This window comes from Paenibacillus sp. FSL K6-0108 (assembly GCF_045040695.1).
In the GTDB taxonomy this organism is placed as follows: Bacteria; Bacillota; Bacilli; order Paenibacillales; family Paenibacillaceae; genus Paenibacillus; species Paenibacillus pabuli_B.
Genome location: NZ_CP150288.1, coordinates 6,126,274 through 6,149,956, shown reverse-complemented (window position 1 = coordinate 6,149,956; position 23,683 = coordinate 6,126,274). Strand labels below are relative to the sequence as shown.

Below are 23,683 nucleotides of genomic sequence, written 5' to 3'. Positions count from 1 at the left end.
TGCTCCTGTACTGTATGGTACGTTACCCTAGAGTGCAGGGTGTGGGTGTATGAAGTGTTGTTCACATTTTAGACACATTTTTTTAAGCTCTCTTTTAAGTGACTTTAAGCTTCATTTAGGATACAGAACGTAAGATACAAGGAGCTTCCCGTGTTGACCATCTAAGGAAAGTAGGATGGCACACGGGTATTTTAACGGGAAAGGATGAATGATGTGCTCGAAGTGAAGCAGGTAAGCAAAGTTTTTGATGGACGGCGCGGCGTGCATCAACTGGATTTCACAATGGAGCGCGGTGAGATTGTAGGATTTTTGGGACCGAATGGTGCCGGGAAAACCACAACGATGCGAATGATTACGGGCTATTTGCATCCAACAGCAGGATCCATTGCAGTGGATGGCATATCGGTTCACGATCAGAGCAGGAGCGTTCGTTCCAAAATCGGTTATCTGCCGGAAACACCGCCACTTTATCCGGATATGACGGTGCAGTCGTATCTTAAATTCGTCGCTAATCTGAGAGATGTCCCGACACGTGAATTGAAACTACGGATTAGTGAGATGGTGAGCAGGCTGGGCCTTCAGGGCCGGGAAAAGCAACTGGTTCGCGGGCTGTCCAAAGGGTACAAGCAGCGTCTGGGTTTGGCGGGAGCCATTATTCACAAACCGGACTTGCTCGTGTTGGATGAGCCGACTTCAGGACTCGATCCGAATCAGATTATGGAGATACGGGATTTGATCCGTGAACTGGGTGAGAATCATACCGTGCTGCTCAGTACACATATTTTGCCGGAAGTGAGCGCACTTTGTAATCGCATGTTGATTATTAACCAGGGGCAGCTCGTTTTGGACGGTTCACCACAGCATTTTGGTTCAGCACTGGGGGATCAGTTCAAGGTATACATTGAAGTGAAGGCAACAGAGCAGCAATTACATAATGTGCTCGCACCATGGGAGAACGTTCGGAGCGAAGTCATTCCAGCAGCTGATGGACAAGCATCCATAGGGGCTGCGGATACGGTTAGAATGCTGCTAACCAGTGAATCTTCCAATGATTTTCGGGAAGAACTGTTCTACCTTCTGTCGGGTGCAGGCTTGCCGATCCTGGAGATGAAGCGTGAAAATCTAAGTCTGGAACAGATTTTCCTGAAGCTTACCACAACGGAATCTGAATCTGAATCGGATACCATTTCAGAACAGAAGCAATCGACAATGCCCGAGGACGCTCCAGGTGATTCCCGTACAGGGGAGGGATCCAAATGAGACGAATGATGGCGGTTTGCAATAAAGAACTGCAGGCATACTTCCTGTCACCTACGTCGTATTTTGCGTTTGCCGTATATGTACTGATGACGAGTTTGCTGTTCTATTCGAGTTTTGTGTACTACCAGCCGAGTATTGTGGATTATCGTCTGGTGCTGGGTGACACGTTATCCATGCTGCTGTTTGTGGTGCCGTTGCTGACGATGAGACTGGTAGCAGAGGAATTCCGGCAGGGAACAGACGAACTATTGTTGACTTCACCTGCACGGGTGACCGAGATTATTTTCGGTAAATATTTGGCATCACTTGCCATTCTTGTTGTACTTATTCTGTGCAGTCTCGTGTACCCGTTTATAATGTCCTTCTTTGGTGAACTGGATCTGACATCTGTATGGTTGTCTGCACTGGGTCTCTTTTTCCTGGGCGGAAGCATGATGGCGATTGGACTGTTTGCTTCCACGTTATCTCAGCACCAGATGGTATCTGCGGTAGCCGGTTTTATTATTTTGCTCGTATTCTGGATGCTTGATTCATTTGCAGGCAATACCGGATCTGCGTTACAGCAATGGCTGGACCCATTTGCGCTGACAAACCGGTTTGACAGCTTCACGAAGGGTGTACTTAGCGGCCCGGATATATTGTATTATGTAACGCTCTCAGGTGTGTTTCTGCTGTTAAGCATTCAAATTGTGGAACGGAAGCGGTGGAGGTGAGAAGATGAAAAAATGGTTGAGTCATACCAACAGTACCGTGCTGTCTGTAGCGGTGATTGGCATCTTTATTTTGCTGACCCTGTTTCTGAATTCACTTGGCGGCTTCCAGCTGGATCTGACTTCGAATAAACAGTACACCTTATCAGACCAGTCTCTTACCGCGATCAAAAATGTAAAAGAAGACGTCAACATTCTGGTGTTAACCGTTGAAAATGCCAATAATACAGTCTTGAACCGCGAAGTATCGGATATGGTTCAGGAATATACAAAACGCAACAGCAAACTGACGATGAAGCAGTACAACCTGACGCAGGAGCCTACGCTGGCCTCCAAATATGGCATCACAGGCAGTTCGATTGTATTGGAACAGGGCGATCAGCATAAAGTGATTGATATCGCCAGTCTATTCACGGCTGTAGGGGATGGAAGCGATGGATCATACCAGTTCACAGGTGAGGAAAAGTTGACACAAGCCTTAATGAATCTGTCTTCCACGGAGATGCACAAAATGGTCTTCCTGACAGGACATGAGGAGCTTGGCCTGGATCAGCTGACTACACTGCGCTCATCTCTGGAACAGAATAATATTACGACAGAAGAACTGCAGCTGAATCAGGCCGGTCAGGTTCCAGAAGATGCGGACGTACTTGCGATTATTGGGCCACAGCGGGATATTAGTGATACTGAACTAAAGGCTATTCGGACTTATCTCAGTAACGGGGGGAAATTACTGTTATCCCTCGGTTTTCACGAAGATATGAAATTGACCTGGAAAAATATTGATGCACTCATGACGGATTATGGCGTGGTGGATGAGCATGCAGTTATGGTGGACAATCAGCAAGCCAGCACAATGGGCCCACTGTGGGTCGTGCCAGAGTATGGCTCCCATGCCATCACGGATAAACTGTCAGAAAGCAAACTGTATCCGATGTTATCCCTGTCCATTGCTTTGACAAGCAAAGAGCAAAATAAATACACGTTGTCGCCGCTCATTCATTCATCAAATGACAGTTATGGCGAGACGAACATTGCAGGTTTATTGCAAAACGAAACATCCAACGATCCGGATCAGGACGTTCAAGGCCCGGTTGAGCTTGGATATGCGGCGGATACAACGGATGGCAAACCGAAGGCAGTTATTCTCGGCTCATCCATTTTCATGCAGGACTCGGAAATAGCGAACGGCGGAAATCGGGATTTTATTCTGAATACCGTCAATTATTTAAGTGGAAAAGAGGATGGGGTAACGATTCGGCCACGGGTACAATCCGGTTATCAAACGGCGTATTTGGATGGTGAACAAGCCAGAACCATTTTCTTCGTGGCGATTGTCGCATTCCCGCTTATCTTTGTTATGATAGGTGTACTCTTATGGTGGAGGCGCAGACGCGTATGAAAAAATGGGTCCCAACGATTCTAGTCTTAGTGGTCTTGTTGATCGGATGGGTCTATGCGGCCAATCAAAATTATTTTCGTGAAGAAGAAGCGGAGAAGGTAAAGTTGCTCGGTATGAAGTCTGCCGATATACAGTCGATCACGATTCATGATCACAATACAGACACATCAGGTGCTTCAAAACCCGCATCGTCACACTTGGAACAAAAGAATGGCGTATGGCATATGGTGGAACCAAAGGCTTATCCTTTGAATGGTTATACGGTCAGCAGTTGGCTTGATGCCTTAAGTGGTGCTGATCAGGAAATGGTTGTGGAGGAAGAGCCGAAGGATCTCGACAAGTATGGATTGGGTGCAGATGCAACGTTGCTGGATATCCAACTAAAGGATAATCGTGAGATCAAACTGAGCATAGGTGGACAGCTGCCAGCAGATGACGCCCGTTATGTGAGGGTGGACTCCGGGCCTGTTGTAGCCGTACAAACAGAATCGATCAGCAAGATAGAATTATCGCGGCAGGATTTGCTGGATACAACTCCGTTTAATATGGATGAAACCAACGTCACTTCGCTCGAATGGGAAGGCGAAGCAGCCACCTGGATGCTCAAATCTTCCTCCGAAGAGGGTGCAGCAGAGCAGACGTGGATGCTGAATGGCGAAGCAGTTGAAGCTACGGATGCCGTATCGCTGATTGGCAAAATTAAAAATCTGTCCACAGCCGACGATGTGCGCAAAGCTTCTGAAATGAAAGGCACTGTGCCGCGCTTTACGTTATCTGTTGAACAGACAGTTAACGGAGAAGCTGTAACGGATGTGTATCGGGGGCTTACTATTCCATCGGAACCAGATCAGATCTGGGTAATTACACCAGACGGTCAGTGGGCCTATCCCATGGATGCAGCTGGTCTGAAGGAAGCAGAGCAATTTCCGAATTCGATCCAAAAATCAGATGCAACTTCTTCGAGCGGACAAGACGCGGATGCGGCTTCCTCATCCAAGTAAGCATAAAGCTCTTTTAATAATGAAGGTTCAAAAAATGGAACAGGAAATACACGGTTAAATAGAGCGGTGCTGCACGTTGTGCAAGCATCGCTTTTTTGCATTTATACGTGGAAGAGACTTCGAGTGCACCCAGATATTAATCGGCTGATGTTCCATATCCTTTCAGCATATCGGTCCGTACAGAAGAGCATCCTATCCTTGTGACCAAAACCAACATAATTGGAGGATGAGACATGCCAGCAGCCAAAAAGGCGACAGCAATCAGCTTATCTTTGTCTACTGCAATCTTCGTAATGGCCGGATTGACGGGTTGTGGAACCAGCACAAAAGATAATAATCTGCACACCCAAAATGTTCGTCATGAAGTGAAAGGCATTAACCGTTATGGTGTTGAGTCCAACGGAATGGATGGTATTCGTGCGAAAAGCTATCGGACACATAACGTCACTAACCTGAAATCAAGTGACGAGCTGGCTAAACGCATTTCAGAAATGAAGGAAGTGAAGTCAGCACATGTCATGCTGACTGATCGTAACGCATATGTTGCAGTCCGTTTGACAGATGGTCACGCTGGCAAACTGGAAAGCAAATCTTTGCGTAACCGGGCTAATGGCACCATGCGTACCGAAAGCATGGGTCATGATATGGGCGGTGTGCGTGTAAATGGTGGTAATGGAACGATGTCTCCATACAGCACTAGTGGCATTGCGCCGGGGTTGAATACCAATGCAGCTACGGATCGCAGCCACATGGGCAATGACCGCAGCATCTATGGAACGATGGGTACAGGATCTTATGGCATGATGCGTGGTTTGACCAACAGTGGCAACGCACGTACAATGACCGATGGACACTACGGAATGAAGAGTGAAACATCGCGTATTGACAGCACGGATGACAACACACCTGAAGAGATTAAATCCAAAATCTCGGCGAAAATCAAACAATTTGCACCTCACGTGGAGAATGTATACGTATCCGCTAACCCGGACTTTGTACAACATGTTGAAGGTTATGCCACAGATATCCGTAACGGCAAACCGGTTAGCGGCATGCTTAACACGTTCCAATCGATGGTTGAACGTATTTTCCCAACGAATGCGTTGAACACGAATCACCGAAACGGTGTGCGTAATAATGGTATCATGAATCCTAACAACAACGATGGCATGACGAATCGCTTGAATCGGTAATCTGGGTTGAACAATATGCCTTTGCGCTGATGATCAACATTAGTCGCAGAGGCATGTTTGTTTTTTAGTTTGCACAAACATAGCGTTGATTCATTCAAATTGCAATTTGCTGCCCATTTTTTTGATAAAACTGAACCAACGCCCTTGACCTTACATAAGATGAGTTGACTGTATCCCCTTAACCTTGTTACACCAACACAACCCGAGCAAGGAGGGGTGAACATTGAAGGGTATCGATCATAAAAGCAAATTTCTGTTGACCCACCGTGAACGCGAAGTATTCGAATTACTGGTTCAGGACAAAACGACGCGTGACATCGCAGGGCAGTTATTCATCAGCGAGAAAACGGTGCGTAACCATATTTCGAATGTGATGCAGAAACTCAATGTTAAGGGTCGTTCGCAAGCAGTTGTAGAGCTGATTAAGCTCGGAGAACTGAAGATTTAGTTGCGATACTGCACAGTTGATTGAAGCAGCACGAAAGTCTTTTTCTATTCTTCATGATGAAGAATGGGGAAAGACTTTTTTGTTTAATGTTTGAAAGCGAAAACAAGCGAATCCTCAAAGTGAAGAAATCGCTTGTTTTAAATAGTCTAGAAATCTAAATTCAGAAACTGCTCATCGCAGTTCGCTATTCTGATTAGCTCAGATTTTGGATAGCCGATCCGCTTTGTCTTTTCGCAGCACCACCAGCAGGAACAATGTATCTTTCCTTTGGCAAAAATCCCTTCAAACTTGTAGGACCAACCGTACCGAATAGCAAGCTGTGTTTTACGTTGAATGACACGCCTTCTGTGATGCCTGTAATAGGCCTGATTTCTTTGCTGAGATTTCATGGATTATCACGCTCCCTTGGGAAAAGGCTCAGCCCGCAGAAATTCCAAGGGTACAGGTTGCTACGGGCAGAGCGTGATAGAAATCTTCGTCGTATATGGCATAAGGGTTCACCTACATATGGTTATTTGCATGCTCCTTAATAAAAGCTCTCCATTGTTTCTTCGAAAAAGGTTGATAGAAGAGCTGCTCCAATTCCCTATACTGTGTTTCATCCAGGTGAAGAGGGAGAGCCTTTTTCGCAATCTTGGCGGCAGGTTGGGAAGCGGATTTCGTACCGCCAGCTTTTCGTTTGATTGGAATATGAAACTGCAGCAAGTCTGCGAGGCTATTCCAACCTTCCCAGCTCAATCGTGCTCCGCGCTTCCAGTCGATGGCATAGAGGACATAGTATTTACGAGCTTCGGTCTGTTTTATGGCAATAATCCAGGTGGAAGGAATCATTTTTTGACGTTGTCGTTGATTCATCGAGTGTACTCCTTCCTTAGAAATGAAATGTGCACATTCGCTTCAAGGTTTATCTCCAATATAAGCGGAATCCCAATTCTTAATCAAGAAGATACCTTTTCAAAATTTTCATCATACATACCGCAAATACCTAGTTAATATCCTCTTGATTTGCCACAACGTATTGATTAAAATGAAGGTATAAAAATAATTTTCTTTATTTATTGTTTGTTCATAAAAATAATTTTCAAAAAAAGGAGTACTCATGGCGGCGATACTACATGCGTTGCAGCAAGAACTGAATGAACTTCCGTCTCAGGAACGGCGAATTGCAGAAGTGATTTTACAGTCCCCATCCGATATTCCGGGCTGGACCATTAACCATCTTGCGCAGCAAAGCGGAACAAGTGCGGCTACGGTAACCCGCTTTTGCAAATCATTTCATTTCAAAGGATTTCCCGATTTCAAAATGAAGCTGGCCGCAGAACTGTCTCATTCCACCAATGAAACAGCATATCAGGATATCGTGGCGGGCAATCCTTTATCCAAAATTGTGGAAGCCATCGAAGCCAATCATCTCGCATCCATTGCGGATACAACACGTTTGCTGGATCTGGGAAGGCTGGAGCATGCGGTTCAGTTACTATGTCATGCCCGCCGTATTGATCTCTACGGTGTTGCCACCTCTTCCATCGTTACGCAGGATTTCTATCAGAAACTTGTACGGATTGGCAAAAGCTGTACCGCTTTCTCGGATTCACATATGCAAATTACGTCAGCCTCTTCACTGAGCGAAGGAGATGTGGCGATGGCGGTATCCTATTCGGGTGAAACGCCGGAGACGATCGATGCTTTGCATTGTGCCAAACAGGCCGGAGCTTCTACGATTTCACTGACATCCTATGGCAATAACAAACTTGCTGCGGTGTCGGATATTCCGCTTTTTACATCTTCACTGGAAGAAGGTATGAGGCGGGGGGATATGGCTTCACGGATAGCTCTGCTGCATGTCGTCGATATTCTGTTCACGGGCATGGTGAGTGCCGACTTTGACCGTTTTATCCCCAAATTGGAACAATCGTATCACAATGTACAGTCTTATCGAGTTCAACATAACGGAGGTGCCTGACAAAGATGAATATACGTATTTTTGAAAATGAAGAAGATTTGAACGCAACGGGTGCAGGGGTGATTGCCAGTTTGCTGCAGACGAAACCCCGGGCTGTATTGGGACTCGCGACTGGCAGTTCTCCTGTGGGCATCTATAAACAGCTTATTGCTTTGTATCAGAAAGGTCTGGTCAGCTTCGCGCAGGCATCTTCCTTCAATCTGGATGAATATGTGGGTCTACCTGTAGAGCATCGCGAAAGCTACCGCAGCTTTATGAATGAACAACTGTTTTCCCATATTGATATCGATCTCGCCAGAACCCAAGTGCCGGATGGGCAGGCTTCGGATTTGGGACAAGAATGTGTTTCCTATGAACAGCGAATTGATGATCGCGGGCCTGTAGATCTGCAGCTGTTGGGTATTGGACATAATGGTCACATTGGCTTCAATGAACCGGGAACCGAGCTTACAGGACGAACACATGTGGTAGATCTCAAAGAAGAGACAAGAAAAGCAAACGCCCGCTTTTTTAATCATATTGATGAAGTTCCCACTCAGGCCATCACGATGGGTGTAGGTACCATTCTTAAAGCCAAACAAATCCTGCTGATCGCTCGTGGTGAGGAGAAAGCCGAAATTATTCGTGAAGCCTTTATGGGTCCGATTACAACACAATGTCCCGCTTCGCTGCTGCAATGTCATCCAAATGTAGTCGTATTGCTGGACCGTGCTGCCGGGAGGTTGGTGAAATGAATGTAGGGCATATGGAAATTCAAGAGCAAGAGAGTGAAAAAACCATTTCGCTTCTTCGAGGTAAAATCGTACTGCCCGATGGTGTAATGGAGGATGGTGTGCTTGTCTGGACGGAGGGGAAAATCCTTTATGCTGGTGAGCCTGAGGGACTCTCTGAACATATTCGCCGTGAAGCCATATCTGTGCCTGTATCCAAGCATGGTGTCATTGTCCCTGGGTTTATCGATATCCACGTACATGGTGGTAATGGAGAAGATTTCATGGATGCAAGCAAGGAAGTGTTGGATAAAATCACTTCATTCCACAGCACACAGGGGACTACTGCAATGCTCGCGACGTCCATGACAGCGCCCAAAGACAGTCTCGATCGGGTATTGTCTGAAGTGGACAGCTATCGTTCTGGTGACATGCCTTATGCACAGCTGGAAGGTGTACATCTGGAGGGCCCTTTTTTCAGTCCCAAATGGCCTGGCGCACAAAATCCGGAACATATTGTATTGCCTAATGTCTCCTGGCTCGAAGCTTGGGAAAAACAATATCCGGGCCTGATTCGTCAAGTTACCCTAGCACCTGAACGTGAGGGAGCGCTCGAAGTCATTTCATGGCTGCGCGAGCAGCGAATTACAGCAGCATTAGGACATACGGATGCGACTTATGAAGAGGTACAGCTCGCGGTTGAAGCTGGCTTGCATCATGCAGTGCATACCTTTAATGCGATGACACCGCTGCATCACCGGAATCCCGGAGCTGCCGGAGCAGTGCTCAGTGATTCCCGCATCAGTGCAGAGGTCATTGCAGACGGTATCCATGTGCATCCAGCGGCGATCTCGCTCATCGCACAATTGAAGCAATCTACCGATCAAATCGTATTAATCACGGACGCGATGTCTGCTGCAGGGCTGGATGATGGTGAATACAAAATTGGCGACCTGCCTGTGATTGTTAAGGAAGGTGTAGCCCGTTTGAAAGACGGAGGCGCACTAGCGGGAAGCACACTCACAATGATTCGCGGTTTTCGCTATCTGGTACAGGAAGTGGGCTTAAGTCTAAATGCGGCTTCACGTGCAGCCAGCCTGACGCCGGCACGTCTGCTCGGCATTGATCATCGTACGGGTTCCTTTGCTAAAGGAAAACAGGCAGATGTAGTTTTGCTGAATGGTGAGTTGGAAATTGAGGAAGTGTGGGTGAAGGGGAAAAGGCTGCAGCATTCGTCGATTACTCAATCGTGAGGCAATAGGATGCCGATCAACTGAATCCTGGATTACACTAAACAAGCGTTGCACTGCAGAATTTTTTCTGCTGTACAACGCTTGTTTATTTATTTCAGCATTTTGCATCATTCGATATTAACGCTCAATTTAAGATCATAGATTTTTTTTCACAACAGCAGGAACTCCTGCGGCCATGCAATATTCAGGAATATCGTCCTTCACAAAGGCACCGCCACCTACGACGGACCAGCTTCCAACCTTTATTTTTTCCCTGACTGATGCTCCGATACCAATATATGCTCCGGCTTCGATAGCCACGTTTCCTGCAAGGCAAACCCCGGGACCCAACGTAACATAGTCGCCGATAACTGAATCATGGCTGACACTCACGCTTCGATTCAAGATCACATGCTGTCCGATACGGATCTGTTCTGATATAACGGCACCTTCAAAGATCATGCTGCCTGCTCCAATCACATTTCTCCGCGACCAACGGACATTAGGGTGGATCAATGGAGGGGCAAATCGAAATCCTGAACTTGCGGTTGTAAGGGCAAAGCGCCGCTTCAACGCCGGATCTCCAACCCCTGCGCATACAATCCCCACTTCATCCCTCAGCAGTTCAATATCAGCTAATGTCCCGAGAATGGGGAGACCCTCCACGGTTAGTCCTTTCATATGTGGACGCTCGTCCAGAAGCCCAACGACTTTAATGTTTAATTCTTCACATAACCAAACAATTTCCCGTGCATGTCCTCCTGCCCCCCAAACAATTAGCTTCCGCATCAGCTTTGAACCCTTTCTAAGGTTGTGAGCGCACCAACAACTTTGCGTATATGATCTCTGTCCATTTCCTCCCATAAAGGCAGGCTGACAATATGCTTTGCCATATATTCAGTCATTTGGAGACTGGCATGGGGGCACGATTTGAACTGCTTTTGCTGGTGACATGCTGGCGAAAAGTACGTTCTGGCTTCAATGGATTTTTGATCAAGGCCATGAACCACCTTCCGGTTTTCCAGAGAGGCGGGACTGAGAACAGATATGAACTGGTGGACAACCGATCCCCGCAGCGTTTGCAGGGACCATCCATGTTCCAGCAAGCCTGCTAGATGAAACTCGTGAAGATAAAGCTCATGGATGGACTTGCGGTTGTGCTGAACTGTCCCAAAGTGATCCAGTGTGGCCAGGGCAATTGCAGCGGTGTATTCGGATATTTTGCTGTTCAATCCCGTAAAGACAGATTCCCGGCTTCGGGAGAAACCGAAATTGCCGGCCTGGCGAATCCGCTGGATCAGATCATGATCTGCACTGTACACGAGTCCTCCTTCACCCACAGCAAAGGATTTTGTCGCATGAAAACTGAAAACGACGGCTCCCGGGAATCCGGTGCCGAATTGCTCTCCTGTCTGTGTCTCCGTCGTGCCGAAGCTGGCAGCCGCATCGATAACAACCGGAATGCCATGCTGAACCAAATCATGATACGGAGACAAGTCCATGGCGTTGCCAAAGGTGGCATAGGGTACACATACGGCAATCTGGTCTCCGAGATGCCTGACGGCATGCTCCAGCTGATCACGATTTAACTCCCATGTATCGGGTTCAATATCAAGGAAGTAGGGCTCCAGTCCGCACCACTGCGCAGCTAGCGGCGTAGCAGCAAAAGTAAAACTTGGCATCAGCGCATACTTCCCTCCGGGACGCTTGCTCTGAGCGATCGCCAGCATCAGGCCAACGGTAGCGTTATGCACCGTTACCGCGGATCCTTTACCGCTAAAGTTCTCTTGGATGACCCGTTGCTCGAACTGTTGGTTCAGGGGCCCGTAATTGGAATATAGACGGGTTGCTTCTATGGAGTCAACATAGGGAAGGAAAGTTTCTTTTTTTACGAGCTTGGGTCTTAAAAAAGGGATATCATACATGTTTCATCTCCTTTCCTGGGCGGCAGAAATACAATTTTATTCATTTAACGATGACAAGAGGGCCTGGATTCGTTCCAAATCAGTATGGATTTGCGGACGCCCCTGAATGCTCAGTCGATACGCATGAAGAGCGCTTCGGAACAAGTCGTCCGAATGCAGATATCCCTGATCACGGGATGAGATCACGATATCGAGCCATTCCGTCATGGATGTCCGAGTCAGCTCCTGGTTATTTTGATTTTGATGTTTGCGAAGACTGCTTAGACTATCGGCAACATACACTGCTTTGCCTTTGGAGAGCAGGTTAAGCCAAGAGGCAACGTCGTTCAGCAGGCTGTACTGCCTTCCATTAAATGTTCCGAATGGGTGAATCAGATCCTTTTTGCGGAACAGGACGGTGGTGGGTTCACCAATCACGTTCAGGCAGCGGCTCAGCATATGGTTAGCCAGATCGTAACCGTCCAGGATTCGGGTCTCTTCATATAATTTTCGCGATGCATAAATCGGTGGAAGAATCTCACCTTGTTCATTTATGATGTTCCTGTAGGAAGTGACAAGAGAAATATTCTCAAAATTTTGATAATAATAAAGCATTCTTTCGATCTTTTCCTTGTGGAATACATCGTCATCCATCAGATAGTTGATAAATAAGCCTGAAGCCAGATTAAAACATTTGTGCCAGTTACCCAAATAGAGGTTTTTATCGTTTTTGAAGTATTTAATCCGGACATCTTCATGCAGATAAGGCATCAGCATCTTCTGGACTTCATGGTTCGTGCTGTCATCGCATATGATGATCTCTAGATTGGAGTATGTTTGTTCCAGTACGCTTTCAAGTGCAATCCGCAGCATGTCTGGGCGATTGTAAGCCGGGATGAGGATGCTTACGAGCGGGGAATTCATATTGATTCCACCTTTCTGGCGGTTGGTTAGGTCCTGAATGGGAAGGCAGGTTTCCTTGGCTGTTGTGACGGTTTCTCCAGCAGCGAATGATTCACCGGCACTACACATACATGTATATTACGTGGAAGATAAATGATGCAGGTCCGGGATATATTGCGCGCGATCTTGTCATTTTTGCAATGAATTTGTAAAGGAGGACGAACATGTTGGTAAACGAGATACCGATGCTGATGGTACATCTGTTTGTATCGGATGAGATGCCGAAAGAGGAAATCAGCAAGCTGACGGCAGAACTTGAAGCTGCCCACATCAAAGTGAAGCTCTATCAGGCAGACCAGTCTCCCGACGGGAAGCTGTTCCAGAAACCAAGGGTGTACGTATCACTTGGCAATAGCTGGGGACAATTTCCTGGTCTCTTCTCGCTGCCACCTCATGAGAAGAGGCGCTGGCTTCATTACGGCTCGGCTGATGAAGTCAGCGCCACTCAATTGATGTTTTGTTGGCTCAAAGCTACGGATCCGCTTCCCGAGAATAAAATCGTTCCTCCGTCCCAATTCTCTTCCGATACTCCGTTGATTTCCGTATTCACGGCAAGCTACCGATCCGGTGATAAAATTCAGCGGCCTTACCAATCATTGTTGAAGCAGACCTATAGCAATTGGGAATGGGTCATAGTAGATGATTCAAATGATCAGGAAGACAATTATAGCCGGTATCTTCTGCCACTGGAGGATGAACGTGTCCGGAGATATCGGCAGGATGCAAGTTACGGATATATTGGCTCGGTCAAGAGATATGCTGCAGGATTGTGTACAGGCGAAATTTTGGTAGAGGTGGATCACGATGATGAATTGCTGCCGGATTGTCTTGAGAAAATTGTAAGAGCTTTTCAACAACACCCGGAATGCGGCTTCGCCTATGGTGATTGTTCCGAGGTGTATGCAGGAAGCAATAAGGCCCATTGGTATGGGTGGGATTGTGGGTACGGGTACAGCGTTTATTATCGGGTATGGCTACATGAGATGGGTAGATGGCAAAATGTACAAAAGCATACGACCATTAACGGCAATACCATTCGTCATTTGGTCGGTCTGCCGAATCATCCGCGTGCATGGACACGGGATTGTTATCATCTGGTCGGAGGCCATCGGAGCGAACTTCTCGTATCGGATGACTATGATCTGCTTGTGCGTACATTTCTGTGCACCCGTTACCTCTACATCCCGGATTTACTGTACATCCAATACCGTAATGAGAACGGGAACAATACAACGTTTACCCGAAACAAGCAGATTCAGGTACTGGTCAGGGAATTGAACCGAAGTTACCGGCAAAGGATCGGATTGAGATTAACAGACCTGGATCTGCCGGAACTACTTCCATACAGCCGAATCTGGCAGACCTCTCCCCAGGATCCCGCCAGAAAGTCGGGAAATATCCTTCTGGAGGATGCTGCGAAGGTCTCCGTTATTTTCCCGCTCCCCTATTCTTGGACAGAGCCAGACTACACCCAGTTATACGGCACATTACAGAGGGGACTTGACAGTGGGTTCAAGGATATGGAAATCATTGTTGTCGGCCGAATACCCGAGGAACTGGAACAGCATGCTTCCATGGCTCCATCGGGAGCCATTCGCTGGTGGCCGATGGAACAACAAGATTCGTTGGACATCTGCATCCAATATGCCAAAATCATCGCCACATGCAAGGAAAAAGTCGTTGTTATGCCCTAAACCTACCAAGAACTAGAGAAAAGGGCACATGACCTGGCATGCTCGCAAGAAGCACCACGGTCATGCACCCTTTTCGGGAGATTGTTGTGTTCTAGTATTCAAAAATCAACAACATTTGAAGTTATTTTATATTGGGAGTTAGGCAGGTCCCTGGTCGCCCTGAGGCCCTTGATCGCCCTGAGGTCCTTGGTCACCCTGAGGTCCTTGGTCGCCCTGAGGTCCCTGATCGCCTTGAGGCCCTTGATCGCCCTGAGGTCCCTGATCGCCTTGAGGCCCTTGGTCGCCCTGAGGTCCTTGATCGCCCTGAGGTCCTTGGTCACCCTGAGGTCCTTGATCGCCCTGAGGTCCTTGGTTACCTTGAGGTCCTTGATCGCCCTGAGGCCCTTGATCGCCCTGAGGTCCTTGGTCACCCTGAGGTCCTTGATCGCCCTGAGGTCCTTGGTTACCTTGAGGTCCTTGATCGCCCTGAGGTCCTTGGTCACCCTGAGGTCCTTGGTCACCCTGAGGTCCTTGGTCGCCCTGAGGTCCTTGATCGCCCTGAGGTCCTTGGTCACCCTGAGGTCCTTGATCGCCCTGAGGTCCTTGGTTACCTTGAGGTCCTTGATCGCCCTGAGGCCCTTGATCGCCCTGAGGTCCTTGGTCACCCTGAGGTCCTTGATCGCCCTGAGGTCCTTGGTCACCCTGAGGTCCTTGATCGCCCTGAGGTCCTTGGTCACCCTGAGGTCCTTGGTCACCCTGAGGTCCTTGGTTACCTTGAGGTCCTTGATCGCCCTGAGGTCCTTGGTCACCCTGAGGTCCTTGGTCACCCTGAGGTCCTTGGTCGCCCTGAGGTCCTTGGTTACCTTGAGGTCCTTGATCGCCCTGAGGTCCTTGGTCACCCTGAGGTCCTTGATCGCCCTGAGGTCCTTGGTCACCCTGAGGTCCTTGATCGCCCTGAGGTCCTTGGTTACCTTGAGGTCCTTGATCGCCCTGAGGTCCTTGGTTACCCTGAGGTCCTTGGTCACCCTGAGGTCCTTGATCGCCCTGAGGTCCTTGGTCGCCCTGAGGTCCTTGATCGCCCTGAGGTCCTTGGTCACCCTGAGGTCCTTGGTCACCCTGAGGTCCTTGGTCACCCTGAGGTCCTTGATCGCCCTGAGGTCCTTGGTCGCCCTGAGGTCCTTGATCGCCCTGAGGTCCTTGGTCACCCTGAGGTCCTTGGTCACCCTGAGGTCCTTGATCGCCCTGAGGTCCTTGGTCACCCTGAGGTCCTTGATCGCCCTGAGGTCCTTGGTCACCCTGAGGTCCTTGATCGCCCTGAGGTCCTTGATCGCCTTGAGGCCCTTGATCGCCTTGAGGTCCTTGATCGCCCTGAGGTCCTTGATCGCCCTGAGGTCCTTGGTCGCCTTGAGGCCCTTGGTCACCCTGAGGCCCTTGGTCACCCTGAGGCCCTTGAGTACCTTGAGGTCCCTGAGTACCTTGAGGCCCTTGAGTACCTTGAGGTCCCTGAGTACCTTGAGGTCCCTGAGTACCTTGAGGTCCCTGAGTACCTTGAGGTCCCTGAGTACCTTGAGGTCCCTGAGTACCTTGAGGTCCCTGAGTACCTTGAGGCCCTTGAGTACCTTGAGGTCCCTGAGTACCTTGAGGCCCTTGAGTACCTTGAGGTCCCTGAGTACCTTGAGGTCCTTGGTTACCCAGTGGTCCTTGAGTACCCTGAGGCCCTTGATCACCCTGAGGTCCAACACTGGAACCCAGGAGCTCGTCGGACACGAGTCGGTGGGCTGGCACCAATTGTCCGCTTGCATTTTTGCCCCAAACGGAGATTTGGATGTCATTCTCTACCGGACCAGTCACTGTGAACACAAACTCGAATGCATCAAGATTGGCGAAGTAAGAGAGAGTCAAATCTGTGTTAGGAGCAATATTTCTGGATTCAAGTACATACAGTGTTCTGGTGCCTGTCAGAAAATAACCTTGGATCAACACTTGGGCGGAATCTACCTGATTACGATTATCGATAAGAACGGTGACAGTCTGCGTGGGTCTCACTCCGTTAACTGGAGCATTGGCAATGGGACCAGTTGAAAGAACCGCCATACATAAACACCTCCTTATAAAAAGTTTGTGAACATCGTTCTACAAAGAACAAGTTCTCTATAAGCTATGATTCAATGATATGTTGCGTTTATAAGTTTGCCTCTGTTTATTTGCTGATTTTTTCTCAATTATCCAACTGCTCATCCGCGACAATACGCTGTGTATTGACAAGATTACCCATATCGTCCTGGCCCCATATTGAAATTTCGACAAGACCTTCGGCAGGCCCGCTTGTCGTAAATACAAATTCGTACTCATCAATATTTACAGCATAATTTTTGGTAACAACCGCATTGGGTGCCAGCGAAAATTCTTCAAGCACAAATAACACGCGTACACCGGTCAAAGAGTAGCCCTGAATCAGAACTGTTGCGGAGTTTGCTTCATCTCTGTTGGTTAAAATGACAGTGATTTGCTGCACCGGCCTTGTGCCTGCAACAAGATTATTTTCAATGGGTCCTGACGATAGAATAGCCATGGAGTATCAACCTCCTTCATATTTGATTTGAACAGGGTTTACTAGGAAGAATAAGAGAGGGTTATTGGAATATTTTGTATCCTATTCTGTTTATTGAGGTGACGACAGTTTTTCTACCCATTAAGTTACTTAAGTTACAGTACAATTACGGATTGGTTCTTCAGGACTTCGAATTGACGGCGTTTTTCCGCTTCATCCCATAAGTAATGAAAACCCCAGCGATTGGCGGTGTCATCTTCACGAAGTCCCTGCTTCAGAGTGGAGTAGCGTGAGCTCAAGTATTCCAGGCCCAGATACTTATAGTGCAAAAGCAGCGCTTCACTCGAGTGAGGGCGGACGATTTCTCCGGCAGGCACAGCTTGATGTCGCCCGGGCCCGAAGTTCATCTCTTGGACAGCATTCGGGTTAAAGATTTGGGGCTTGTCAAACAGAGTACTCCTTACTCCTGTTCGTACGGATCGGCATAAAGTTTCACCGTCTCCAGGAAAGGAATCAGATACCATTTGATATCCTTGGGGAACAACCAGAGTAATGCCTTGCGAGGTACATTGCTGGAGGTATTGTCTGAGATTCGGGTGATAGAGATGTTCATCAATATCACAGACAATAATCCAGTCCGCCTTATTTCTGCTTGCTTTCCAAAATTGGTTGAACAGATTTTGTGCGGATCGTATAAGCGAGTTGTCCTGAATATCAAAACGTTTGAGATTCACCTTGGGATGGGACTTCAACAGAGAGAGGGATTGATCGGTGGAACCATTGTCGAAGATGAAATATTGATCTGCGATGTCATCATAGTGGCGAAAAAAGAACGGTAGCATCTTTTCTTCATTCCAGCATATGCAGTAGATGTGTACTATCATTGGTATTCTCCCTTCCATTCGAAAAAACAGGATGTGCTGGAACACTATATGTCGATTGGGAGTGCATCGTTCAGCATAATGCACGGGGTTCCTTTCTTTGATCGGATGGAAGCCTTTATCGTGGACGCAACACGGTCATGAAATTGATCGACGGCATGCTGAACACCACCCGTAGAACGCTGCGGGCCAATATGGCGATGGCAGGTACGGACACCTCCGAAGTTCAGCAGGAAATCACACATATGATGCAGCTTGTGCATATGTCAAATTTCACAACCTTCCGCTCATAAGTGGAGGATGCAGGAGTACATCCTTATTTTTGCCGTCGAATGCCTTTAACGTATTTTTCATCAAACAATTCATGGAGAGCAATATCCCTGACAAGATTATCGAATCAGCAGGTATAGACAGTGCGGGAGAATTCCTGACGTTCAATCAGATTGTACTGCCTATTCTCGGGCCGGCTATCTCCACACTTTTACACCGCTCGTGTTATTTATGTCTGGATAAGTATCCGCTTCCGGTTCTGGTCACGCTTGTTCACGGGTACTATAATTCGCCGTCTTCTCCGAACAAATTATCGGCAAAAGGATAGCCAGCATATTAATTGGATCGGAGTCGCTTATAGAGCGGCTCTTTTCGTGATGTCTGCCGTATATTTCACGGAGCGGAAGCAAATGATATCTTTTACTGAGAATAAATGGACGAGACGAGAGCAGACCAGGGAGGCAGATACGATGGACGCTACAACCAAACAGCAGGAATTGCCTTTGAGCGGTCGTCTTGTGATGGATGAGGAGACATTGCGCTCCGTGTTTGCCGATTGCGCAGATATCGTATTTCATCCGTTTGACACCGCGTGCTCGATCTCGGCACTTTGCGTGTACTGTGTGGGTTTATGCGACACGGAGCGGCTGGAACGTCAAGTGCTGACGCCTTTGCAGGAAGTCGGAATCGAGGCAGCCCAGGTTCCGATGGCATCAGTCAAAACGGTTGAAACCCCCTCTCAGGCTGTCCAAGCCATCTTGGAAGGGGAGGCGCTGCTGCTACTGGAAGGTTCAACTGTTGGCGTAACCTATCCGCTCTATAAAGCAGCCAATCGCTCTACGGAAGAGCCGCTCGCTGAATCAGCCGTCCGCGGTGCACGTGATGGGTTTACAGAATCTCTGCCCACGAATTTGTCTCTGCTCCGCAAACGCATCAAAACACCTGCGTTGAAACTTCTTACCCGCACGGTTGGGGAACGATCGAATACGAGTATCACTCTTGCTTATATGGAAGGCATTATTGATCCAAAGCTGGTGGAAGAGGTCCAAAAACGGCTTGATAAGCTAAGGGTCCGGGACATATTGGAGAGTCAATATATCGAAGAAGATATTGTGGATCAGCGATTGTCACCATTCCCGCAGATGATAGCCACAGAGCGTCCGGACGTAGTCGCTTCGAACCTGCTTGAAGGTCGTTTTGCCATATTGGTTGATGGGACCCCCTTTACGCTGATTGCTCCCGTAACCCTATTTTCCATGCTGCAGTCTCCGGAGGATTATTATCAATATGTGTTTATGAGCGTCTTCTTGCGCTGGTTGCGCTATCTGTTCTACGCCCTGTCCATGCTGCTTCCTTCAGCTTACGTAGCTATTACGACTTATCATCAGGAGATGATTCCGACGGTGCTGCTGCTCAGTATCGCCAAGGCCAGAGAGGAAATTCCTTTCCCTGCTTTGGTGGAGGCGTTCATTATGGAGATTGCTTTTGAAGCTTTGCGTGAAGCAGGCGTACGGTTGCCGAAGCAGGTTGGTTCTGCTGTAAGTATCGTCGGTGCCCTGATTATCGGCCAAGCGGCGACGACAGCCGGCATTGTATCAGCTCCGATGATTATCATCGTTGCCATTACCGGAATCGCATCCTTCATGATCCCGCGTTATGCTGCCAGCATCGCAACGCGTTTGCTTCGCTTCCCAATCATGATCCTCGCCGGTACGCTCGGACTGACAGGTGTTATGCTGGGAGTCATTCTAATTGTCATCCATCTGAGCAGTCTTCGCTCATTCGGCACACCTTATCTGTCACCGCTTGCACCCACGATAGCGAATGAAGTCAAAGATGTGTGGTGGCGTCCATCGCCATGGAACAAGCCGCGTTAATTTATGTTCAATCTCAAGCGATGAAGGAGGCAGGATTATCATGTTAACCGATCAAGGAAAAATATCTTTGACACAATTGGCTTACATGATTTTCCCGGCCATTCTGGCAACATCGATTTTGTCGGTACCCGGAATTACGATGCATTATGCAGGTCATGATATGTGGATGACTCCGATACTAGGATCGATCTTTGGAATTGCTGCAATAGGCATATCGTTTGGACTGCATCGGATGTATCCGGGAAAAACGCTTATTCAATCCAGCGTACTGATTGCCGGGAGAATCCCGGGAAAGGTATTGGGGCTGGTCTATCTCTTCTACTTGCCTCATATCACTGGTTTAATTATCCGAGAATATGGCGAGTTCATATCCAATAATGCTCTTCCGCGCACTCCGATGTTTGTTATCATGGGTACCATGGTTATTGTGTGTGCCATTAATGTCAGACTGGGCATCGAAGTGGTCGGACGAACCGCCCAGGTCTTTGTGACGTTGCTGATTGTACTTCTAGCACTCATTTTTATATTGCTGATTGGAGAGTTAAATCCCGCCGAACTGTTTCCGTTTATGGAAAACGGACCGCTGCCCGTTATTCAAGGAGGCTTGGCTCCCGCTGCATGGTTCAGTGAGTACATCGTGCTGGCCTTTCTGCTGCCCTATGTGAATCAGCAAAAGCGGACAGCTCGTGTTATGCTCGGCTCACTGCTTCTGACAACGATGGCCATGACGGTCACGAATGTATTTTGTCTGTTCCTGATTGGGGATCTGACAGATACTTTTGTATTTCCGGTGATGATAGCCGCAAGGTACATCACGATTGCGGATTTTCTACAACATATTGAATCGATCATTATTGCGATATGGATATTCGGTATCTTTGTCAAAATCTCCGTGTTTCTGTACATCTTCGCGACTTCGACTGCGGAATGGTGCGGTATGAAAGATTATAAACCTCTCGTTGGACCGCTGGCATTCATGTCTTTGATATTTGCTTACTGGGTAGCAACAGGCGGGTCGGGTATATCCAGTTTAATCACAGCTTCAGCCAACCTCTATACCCTCAATATACTGTTAATGCTTCCGGCCCTTACCTATGGGATTGCATGGCTCAAGAAGGGATGGTCACATGTTCGGAAGAAAAGGACGAATACCTGATCGGATGGTGGCAGGCTGATGCAAATCTGGCAGCGAATCTTGGTCACTGCACTCTGCTGTGTCCTGTTAAACGGGTGCTGGGACCGTACCGAGATTAATGATCTGGCCATCGTTTTGGCAACAGGCGTGGATTATAAAGATGATAAAGTTGAATTGACCGCACAAATCTTCATTCCTCGCAAAGGCGGTGGAGGAGACAGTACAAGTGGAGGCGGCAGTCCGAGCGGTGTCACATTAATTCGCACAGCAGAAGGGCGTACCATTGCAGAATCGCTTAACCGGCTGCAGCGTAAAGTTGCCCGAAATATGTTCTGGGGACATTGTGAAGTCATTGTGCTTAGTGAAGCTGCGGGCAAACACGGGATACGTGAATATATTGATTTTTTCCTCCGTTATCCGCAGATCAGGGAACATGCCTATGTATTTTCCACCACAGAAGCTGCGAAAGATATCCTTGCCTTGCTTGATCCGCTAGAGAGGAGTTCAGCCGAATCTCTGCGTGAAATGGCCAATATGAAACTGGGTACACGTACAACGTTGCTTGAGTTGGCCAAATCTATCGAAGGGCCCAGTGCTTCCGTCATCTTGTCGCGCATGTTGATTCTGCCACCGGAAGAAAATCAGGATAAATTGACAACGACGCCTTATATCAAGGGACTTAGTCTCTACAAAAATGATCGTTACATCAGAACCGTTACTGAACCGTTAACGGTTGGTGTACTATTGCTCGCCAAAGAATTGAACAACATCATCATGCCTGTAGATTTTGAGCAGTCCAAGGGTTCTTTTTCGATACGTCCTCTTGACATTCAAACGAAATATAAGCCGAAAATTTCGGGCGGACGCTGGAGCATGGCAGTTGACATTCAGACCCGGGGTGAAGTGGTGTTAAACACGACAGATGAGAACCTTACCGACCCTGCGGTGCTGAAAAAACTGGAACAGGCATGGTGCAAAAAACTCTCCGAAATGGCTGAAAATGCTTTGCGCATGTCCCAACAGGAGATGCATACCGATTTGTACAAATTTGCAGTGGAATTTCGCAGATATTACCCGAAGCAGTGGAAAGAACAAGAGAAAAACTGGGAAACGATCTATTCGGAACTAGACGTGAAGATAAAGGTGAAGGCCAAGGTGGTACGTACCGGCAAATCTACGGGACCGCAGGGCATCCCGGATGAGGAGGAGAATTGAACGGTCAAATTTTCAGGCACGTAAATACGCCAACGGAAGGAGACATTTTATGAAACTGGCGTCCGTTCTGGGCATACTGTTGCTCGCTGTAACAATCGTCTATGTGGAATGGAAATACAGTAAGGAGAAGAGAGCCAAGTGGCTTTCAGCAGGATTCACTTCTGTGAGTGCGTTAATTGGCATTGTGCTGCTTTTCGATTCGAACTTGCCAGGACCAAGCGATGTGGTTAAGTTTCTGTTTGGACGTGTGGATCAGATGATGAAATAACATAAGAAGAACCACACTCCGTTGCGGGGGAATGTGGTTCTTCGTTGTTCTGACATGTTGAATGCGAGAGAAACGAACCAATCTATTCCTTGTTGACGGAAGTATTAATGGCTTCTTCCATCTCGGCATCATACAAGCGGAAAATCCCTAATCTCCAGAAAGGCACATCCTTAAGACCATAACGTTTGGCCAGGCCAAGCTTATCGTTTACGTAGGACGAGATTTCACTGTTCAGACTGCCACGCAGGAGCTTTTGTTTAGGGACACCCATACTTAGCAAGTTGAATAGCCTCATGGACCATGTAGATTATATTCATGCACTGAATTGAGTTATTAACGCATTTAGACTTCCTGTTACTCCATTTAAAATACAATATTTCAAACTATAATCGCTGTATTTATACGTGAAACTCTGTAATGTGATAAAATAGATCTCAAAAAAGCCGGGATCTGCGGATCACGCATTACGGAGGCGTGAAACATGGAACGTAACGCTATGCTCGAATTCGACCCGTTCATCACAGAGCTGGCGGAGAAGCTGCACGTACACGGATATTATGCCTTTTATGGCGAGCACTACAATGAGACCGATATGGAGCATTATCGCAGACACCTGTTCACCTCATTCAGCAATATCGTGTGGGTAGAGCTGGATGCGCGCAAAAAGTATATGATTGTGGATCATCGTGGACGCAACACAGTGATGAAATTAATCGACGGCATGCTGAACACCCGCAGAACGCTGCGGGCTAATCAGGCGATGGCTGGCACGGATACTTCCAAAGTCCAGCAGGAAATCACGCACATGATGCAGCTTGTGCATATGTTAAATTTCACAACCTTCCGATCATAAGTGGAGGATTCAAGAGTAAAATCTGGAGGATGTCTCCGGAATTTGGTTTGCTTCTACTGGACACAACGCTAACGAATCAGTCACACCTTATTGTGAGGATTAGTCTGGATCGGAATGGCTAACGAACGTCAGCCACGTTAATTCAGTAAAAACCTGATGAATGACATGCAAAAC

General features: G+C 47.7%; 25 protein-coding genes. 17 read left to right on the top strand and 8 right to left on the bottom strand.

The window, feature by feature from the left end:
* Positions 1-213: 213 nt before the first annotated feature.
* From MHB49_RS27965 to MHB49_RS27940, 6 genes are all read left to right on the top strand, one after another.
* Positions 214-1,260, top strand: a complete 1,047-nt coding sequence (locus MHB49_RS27965) for an ABC transporter ATP-binding protein (RefSeq protein ID WP_405157258.1) — start codon at positions 214-216, stop codon at positions 1,258-1,260.
* On the top strand, positions 1,257-1,973 hold the full coding sequence (locus MHB49_RS27960; protein WP_247899159.1) for an ABC transporter permease subunit: 717 nt from the start codon (positions 1,257-1,259) through the stop codon (positions 1,971-1,973). The genes MHB49_RS27965 and MHB49_RS27960 overlap by 4 nt, the downstream gene beginning before the upstream one ends.
* A gap of 4 nt (positions 1,974-1,977) precedes the next feature.
* Positions 1,978-3,372, top strand: a complete 1,395-nt coding sequence (locus MHB49_RS27955) for a GldG family protein (protein WP_405153801.1) — start codon at positions 1,978-1,980, stop codon at positions 3,370-3,372.
* Positions 3,369-4,373, top strand: coding sequence for a DUF4340 domain-containing protein (locus tag MHB49_RS27950; protein ID WP_405153800.1), 1,005 nt, complete (start codon positions 3,369-3,371; stop codon positions 4,371-4,373). Before MHB49_RS27955 ends, MHB49_RS27950 begins: the two co-directional genes overlap by 4 nt.
* A 233-nt stretch (positions 4,374-4,606) precedes the next feature.
* Positions 4,607-5,566: a YhcN/YlaJ family sporulation lipoprotein gene (locus tag MHB49_RS27945; RefSeq protein ID WP_405153799.1), complete on the top strand. Its 960-nt coding sequence runs from the start codon at positions 4,607-4,609 to the stop codon at positions 5,564-5,566.
* A 223-nt stretch (positions 5,567-5,789) separates the two neighbouring features.
* A complete protein-coding gene (locus tag MHB49_RS27940; protein WP_017692532.1) occupies positions 5,790-6,014 on the top strand; it encodes a helix-turn-helix transcriptional regulator in 225 nt (74 codons plus the stop codon).
* 501 nt (positions 6,015-6,515) lie between these two features.
* Here the strand turns inward: MHB49_RS27940 and MHB49_RS27935 are convergent.
* Positions 6,516-6,869 (bottom strand): hypothetical protein, encoded by a 354-nt coding sequence (locus MHB49_RS27935; RefSeq protein ID WP_405153798.1) that lies wholly within the window; start codon positions 6,867-6,869, stop codon positions 6,516-6,518.
* A gap of 244 nt (positions 6,870-7,113) precedes the next feature.
* On the opposite strand from MHB49_RS27935, the gene MHB49_RS27930 reads away from it, so the two are divergent.
* From MHB49_RS27930 to nagA, 3 genes are read left to right on the top strand one after another with little or no spacing between them, the layout of a single operon-like run.
* A complete protein-coding gene (locus MHB49_RS27930; RefSeq protein ID WP_247899154.1) occupies positions 7,114-7,977 on the top strand; it encodes a MurR/RpiR family transcriptional regulator in 864 nt (287 codons plus the stop codon).
* A 5-nt stretch (positions 7,978-7,982) separates the two neighbouring features.
* A complete protein-coding gene (gene nagB / locus MHB49_RS27925; RefSeq protein ID WP_110001420.1) occupies positions 7,983-8,711 on the top strand; it encodes a glucosamine-6-phosphate deaminase in 729 nt (242 codons plus the stop codon).
* The gene (gene nagA, locus MHB49_RS27920) at positions 8,708-9,940 is read left to right on the top strand and encodes an N-acetylglucosamine-6-phosphate deacetylase (RefSeq protein ID WP_405153797.1); all 1,233 of its coding nucleotides are present in this window, start codon (positions 8,708-8,710) and stop codon (positions 9,938-9,940) included. Before nagB ends, nagA begins: the two co-directional genes overlap by 4 nt.
* A gap of 135 nt (positions 9,941-10,075) precedes the next feature.
* On the opposite strand, the gene MHB49_RS27915 is transcribed toward nagA, so the two are convergent.
* Genes MHB49_RS27915 through MHB49_RS27905 form a run of 3 tightly spaced genes read right to left on the bottom strand, consistent with a single transcriptional unit; the run spans position 10,076 to position 12,855 of the window.
* A complete protein-coding gene (locus tag MHB49_RS27915) occupies positions 10,076-10,708 on the bottom strand; it encodes an acetyltransferase (RefSeq protein ID WP_405153796.1) in 633 nt (210 codons plus the stop codon).
* The gene (locus MHB49_RS27910; RefSeq protein ID WP_405153795.1) at positions 10,708-11,844 is read right to left on the bottom strand and encodes a DegT/DnrJ/EryC1/StrS family aminotransferase; all 1,137 of its coding nucleotides are present in this window, start codon (positions 11,842-11,844) and stop codon (positions 10,708-10,710) included. Before MHB49_RS27910 ends, MHB49_RS27915 begins: the two co-directional genes overlap by 1 nt.
* Before the next feature lie 36 nt (positions 11,845-11,880).
* Positions 11,881-12,855, bottom strand: coding sequence for a glycosyltransferase family 2 protein (locus MHB49_RS27905; RefSeq protein WP_405153794.1), 975 nt, complete (start codon positions 12,853-12,855; stop codon positions 11,881-11,883).
* A 95-nt stretch (positions 12,856-12,950) separates the two neighbouring features.
* On the opposite strand from MHB49_RS27905, the gene MHB49_RS27900 reads away from it, so the two are divergent.
* Positions 12,951-14,480 carry a glycosyltransferase gene (locus MHB49_RS27900; protein ID WP_405153793.1) on the top strand — a complete coding sequence of 510 codons (1,530 nt, stop codon included), beginning with the start codon at positions 12,951-12,953 and terminating at the stop codon, positions 14,478-14,480.
* 98 nt (positions 14,481-14,578) lie between these two features.
* On the opposite strand, the gene MHB49_RS27895 is transcribed toward MHB49_RS27900, so the two are convergent.
* From MHB49_RS27895 to MHB49_RS27885, 3 genes are all read right to left on the bottom strand, one after another.
* A complete protein-coding gene (locus MHB49_RS27895; RefSeq protein ID WP_405153792.1) occupies positions 14,579-16,261 on the bottom strand; it encodes a hypothetical protein in 1,683 nt (560 codons plus the stop codon).
* Between the two features lie 416 nt (positions 16,262-16,677).
* Entirely contained in the window at positions 16,678-17,031 is a 354-nt protein-coding gene (locus MHB49_RS27890) for a hypothetical protein (protein ID WP_405153791.1), read from the bottom strand.
* Between the two features lie 134 nt (positions 17,032-17,165).
* Complete coding sequence (locus MHB49_RS27885) at positions 17,166-17,894, bottom strand: glycosyltransferase family 2 protein (protein WP_405153790.1); 729 nt, start codon at positions 17,892-17,894, stop codon at positions 17,166-17,168.
* A 137-nt stretch (positions 17,895-18,031) separates the two neighbouring features.
* Here MHB49_RS27885 and MHB49_RS27880 point away from each other — a divergent pair, with 137 nt between their 5' ends.
* The 6 genes from MHB49_RS27880 (at position 18,032) to MHB49_RS27855 (ending at position 22,656) form a co-directional block, all read left to right on the top strand.
* Positions 18,032-18,184, top strand: coding sequence for a hypothetical protein (locus MHB49_RS27880; protein ID WP_405153789.1), 153 nt, complete (start codon positions 18,032-18,034; stop codon positions 18,182-18,184).
* Positions 18,185-18,213: 29 nt separating this feature from the next.
* Entirely contained in the window at positions 18,214-18,489 is a 276-nt protein-coding gene (locus MHB49_RS27875) for a hypothetical protein (RefSeq protein ID WP_405153788.1), read from the top strand.
* A gap of 142 nt (positions 18,490-18,631) precedes the next feature.
* A complete protein-coding gene (locus tag MHB49_RS27870; protein WP_405153787.1) occupies positions 18,632-20,038 on the top strand; it encodes a spore germination protein in 1,407 nt (468 codons plus the stop codon).
* 40 nt (positions 20,039-20,078) lie between these two features.
* Positions 20,079-21,194 (top strand): endospore germination permease, encoded by a 1,116-nt coding sequence (locus tag MHB49_RS27865; protein ID WP_405153786.1) that lies wholly within the window; start codon positions 20,079-20,081, stop codon positions 21,192-21,194.
* A gap of 18 nt (positions 21,195-21,212) precedes the next feature.
* On the top strand, positions 21,213-22,388 hold the full coding sequence (locus MHB49_RS27860; RefSeq protein ID WP_405153785.1) for a Ger(x)C family spore germination protein: 1,176 nt from the start codon (positions 21,213-21,215) through the stop codon (positions 22,386-22,388).
* A 49-nt stretch (positions 22,389-22,437) separates the two neighbouring features.
* Entirely contained in the window at positions 22,438-22,656 is a 219-nt protein-coding gene (locus tag MHB49_RS27855) for a hypothetical protein (RefSeq protein ID WP_405153784.1), read from the top strand.
* 82 nt (positions 22,657-22,738) lie between these two features.
* On the opposite strand, the gene MHB49_RS27850 is transcribed toward MHB49_RS27855, so the two are convergent.
* Complete coding sequence (locus tag MHB49_RS27850) at positions 22,739-22,936, bottom strand: hypothetical protein (RefSeq protein WP_405153783.1); 198 nt, start codon at positions 22,934-22,936, stop codon at positions 22,739-22,741.
* A gap of 201 nt (positions 22,937-23,137) precedes the next feature.
* Here MHB49_RS27850 and MHB49_RS27845 point away from each other — a divergent pair, with 201 nt between their 5' ends.
* The gene (locus MHB49_RS27845; RefSeq protein ID WP_247899148.1) at positions 23,138-23,509 is read left to right on the top strand and encodes a hypothetical protein; all 372 of its coding nucleotides are present in this window, start codon (positions 23,138-23,140) and stop codon (positions 23,507-23,509) included.
* Positions 23,510-23,683: the final 174 nt, after the last annotated feature.

Excerpts from the sequence above, each read along its gene's own strand:
- MHB49_RS27960 (WP_247899159.1), top strand. The coding sequence starts at position 1,257 with ATGAGACGAATGATGGCGGTTTGCAATAAAGAACTGCAGGCATACTTC.
- MHB49_RS27955 (WP_405153801.1), top strand. The coding sequence starts at position 1,978 with ATGAAAAAATGGTTGAGTCATACCAACAGTACCGTGCTGTCTGTAGCG.
- MHB49_RS27950 (WP_405153800.1), top strand. The coding sequence starts at position 3,369 with ATGAAAAAATGGGTCCCAACGATTCTAGTCTTAGTGGTCTTGTTGATC.
- MHB49_RS27945 (WP_405153799.1), top strand. The coding sequence starts at position 4,607 with ATGCCAGCAGCCAAAAAGGCGACAGCAATCAGCTTATCTTTGTCTACT.
- MHB49_RS27935 (WP_405153798.1), bottom strand. The coding sequence starts at position 6,869 with ATGAATCAACGACAACGTCAAAAAATGATTCCTTCCACCTGGATTATT.
- MHB49_RS27930 (WP_247899154.1), top strand. The coding sequence starts at position 7,114 with ATGGCGGCGATACTACATGCGTTGCAGCAAGAACTGAATGAACTTCCG.
- nagB (WP_110001420.1), top strand. The coding sequence starts at position 7,983 with ATGAATATACGTATTTTTGAAAATGAAGAAGATTTGAACGCAACGGGT.
- nagA (WP_405153797.1), top strand. The coding sequence starts at position 8,708 with ATGAATGTAGGGCATATGGAAATTCAAGAGCAAGAGAGTGAAAAAACC.
- MHB49_RS27915 (WP_405153796.1), bottom strand. The coding sequence starts at position 10,708 with ATGCGGAAGCTAATTGTTTGGGGGGCAGGAGGACATGCACGGGAAATT.
- MHB49_RS27910 (WP_405153795.1), bottom strand. The coding sequence starts at position 11,844 with ATGTATGATATCCCTTTTTTAAGACCCAAGCTCGTAAAAAAAGAAACT.
- MHB49_RS27905 (WP_405153794.1), bottom strand. The coding sequence starts at position 12,855 with ATGTGTAGTGCCGGTGAATCATTCGCTGCTGGAGAAACCGTCACAACA.
- MHB49_RS27900 (WP_405153793.1), top strand. The coding sequence starts at position 12,951 with ATGTTGGTAAACGAGATACCGATGCTGATGGTACATCTGTTTGTATCG.
- MHB49_RS27895 (WP_405153792.1), bottom strand. The coding sequence starts at position 16,261 with ATGCAAGCGGACAATTGGTGCCAGCCCACCGACTCGTGTCCGACGAGC.
- MHB49_RS27890 (WP_405153791.1), bottom strand. The coding sequence starts at position 17,031 with ATGGCTATTCTATCGTCAGGACCCATTGAAAATAATCTTGTTGCAGGC.
- MHB49_RS27885 (WP_405153790.1), bottom strand. The coding sequence starts at position 17,894 with ATGATAGTACACATCTACTGCATATGCTGGAATGAAGAAAAGATGCTA.
- MHB49_RS27880 (WP_405153789.1), top strand. The coding sequence starts at position 18,032 with ATGAAATTGATCGACGGCATGCTGAACACCACCCGTAGAACGCTGCGG.
- MHB49_RS27870 (WP_405153787.1), top strand. The coding sequence starts at position 18,632 with ATGGACGCTACAACCAAACAGCAGGAATTGCCTTTGAGCGGTCGTCTT.
- MHB49_RS27865 (WP_405153786.1), top strand. The coding sequence starts at position 20,079 with ATGTTAACCGATCAAGGAAAAATATCTTTGACACAATTGGCTTACATG.
- MHB49_RS27860 (WP_405153785.1), top strand. The coding sequence starts at position 21,213 with ATGCAAATCTGGCAGCGAATCTTGGTCACTGCACTCTGCTGTGTCCTG.
- MHB49_RS27855 (WP_405153784.1), top strand. The coding sequence starts at position 22,438 with ATGAAACTGGCGTCCGTTCTGGGCATACTGTTGCTCGCTGTAACAATC.
- MHB49_RS27845 (WP_247899148.1), top strand. The coding sequence starts at position 23,138 with ATGGAACGTAACGCTATGCTCGAATTCGACCCGTTCATCACAGAGCTG.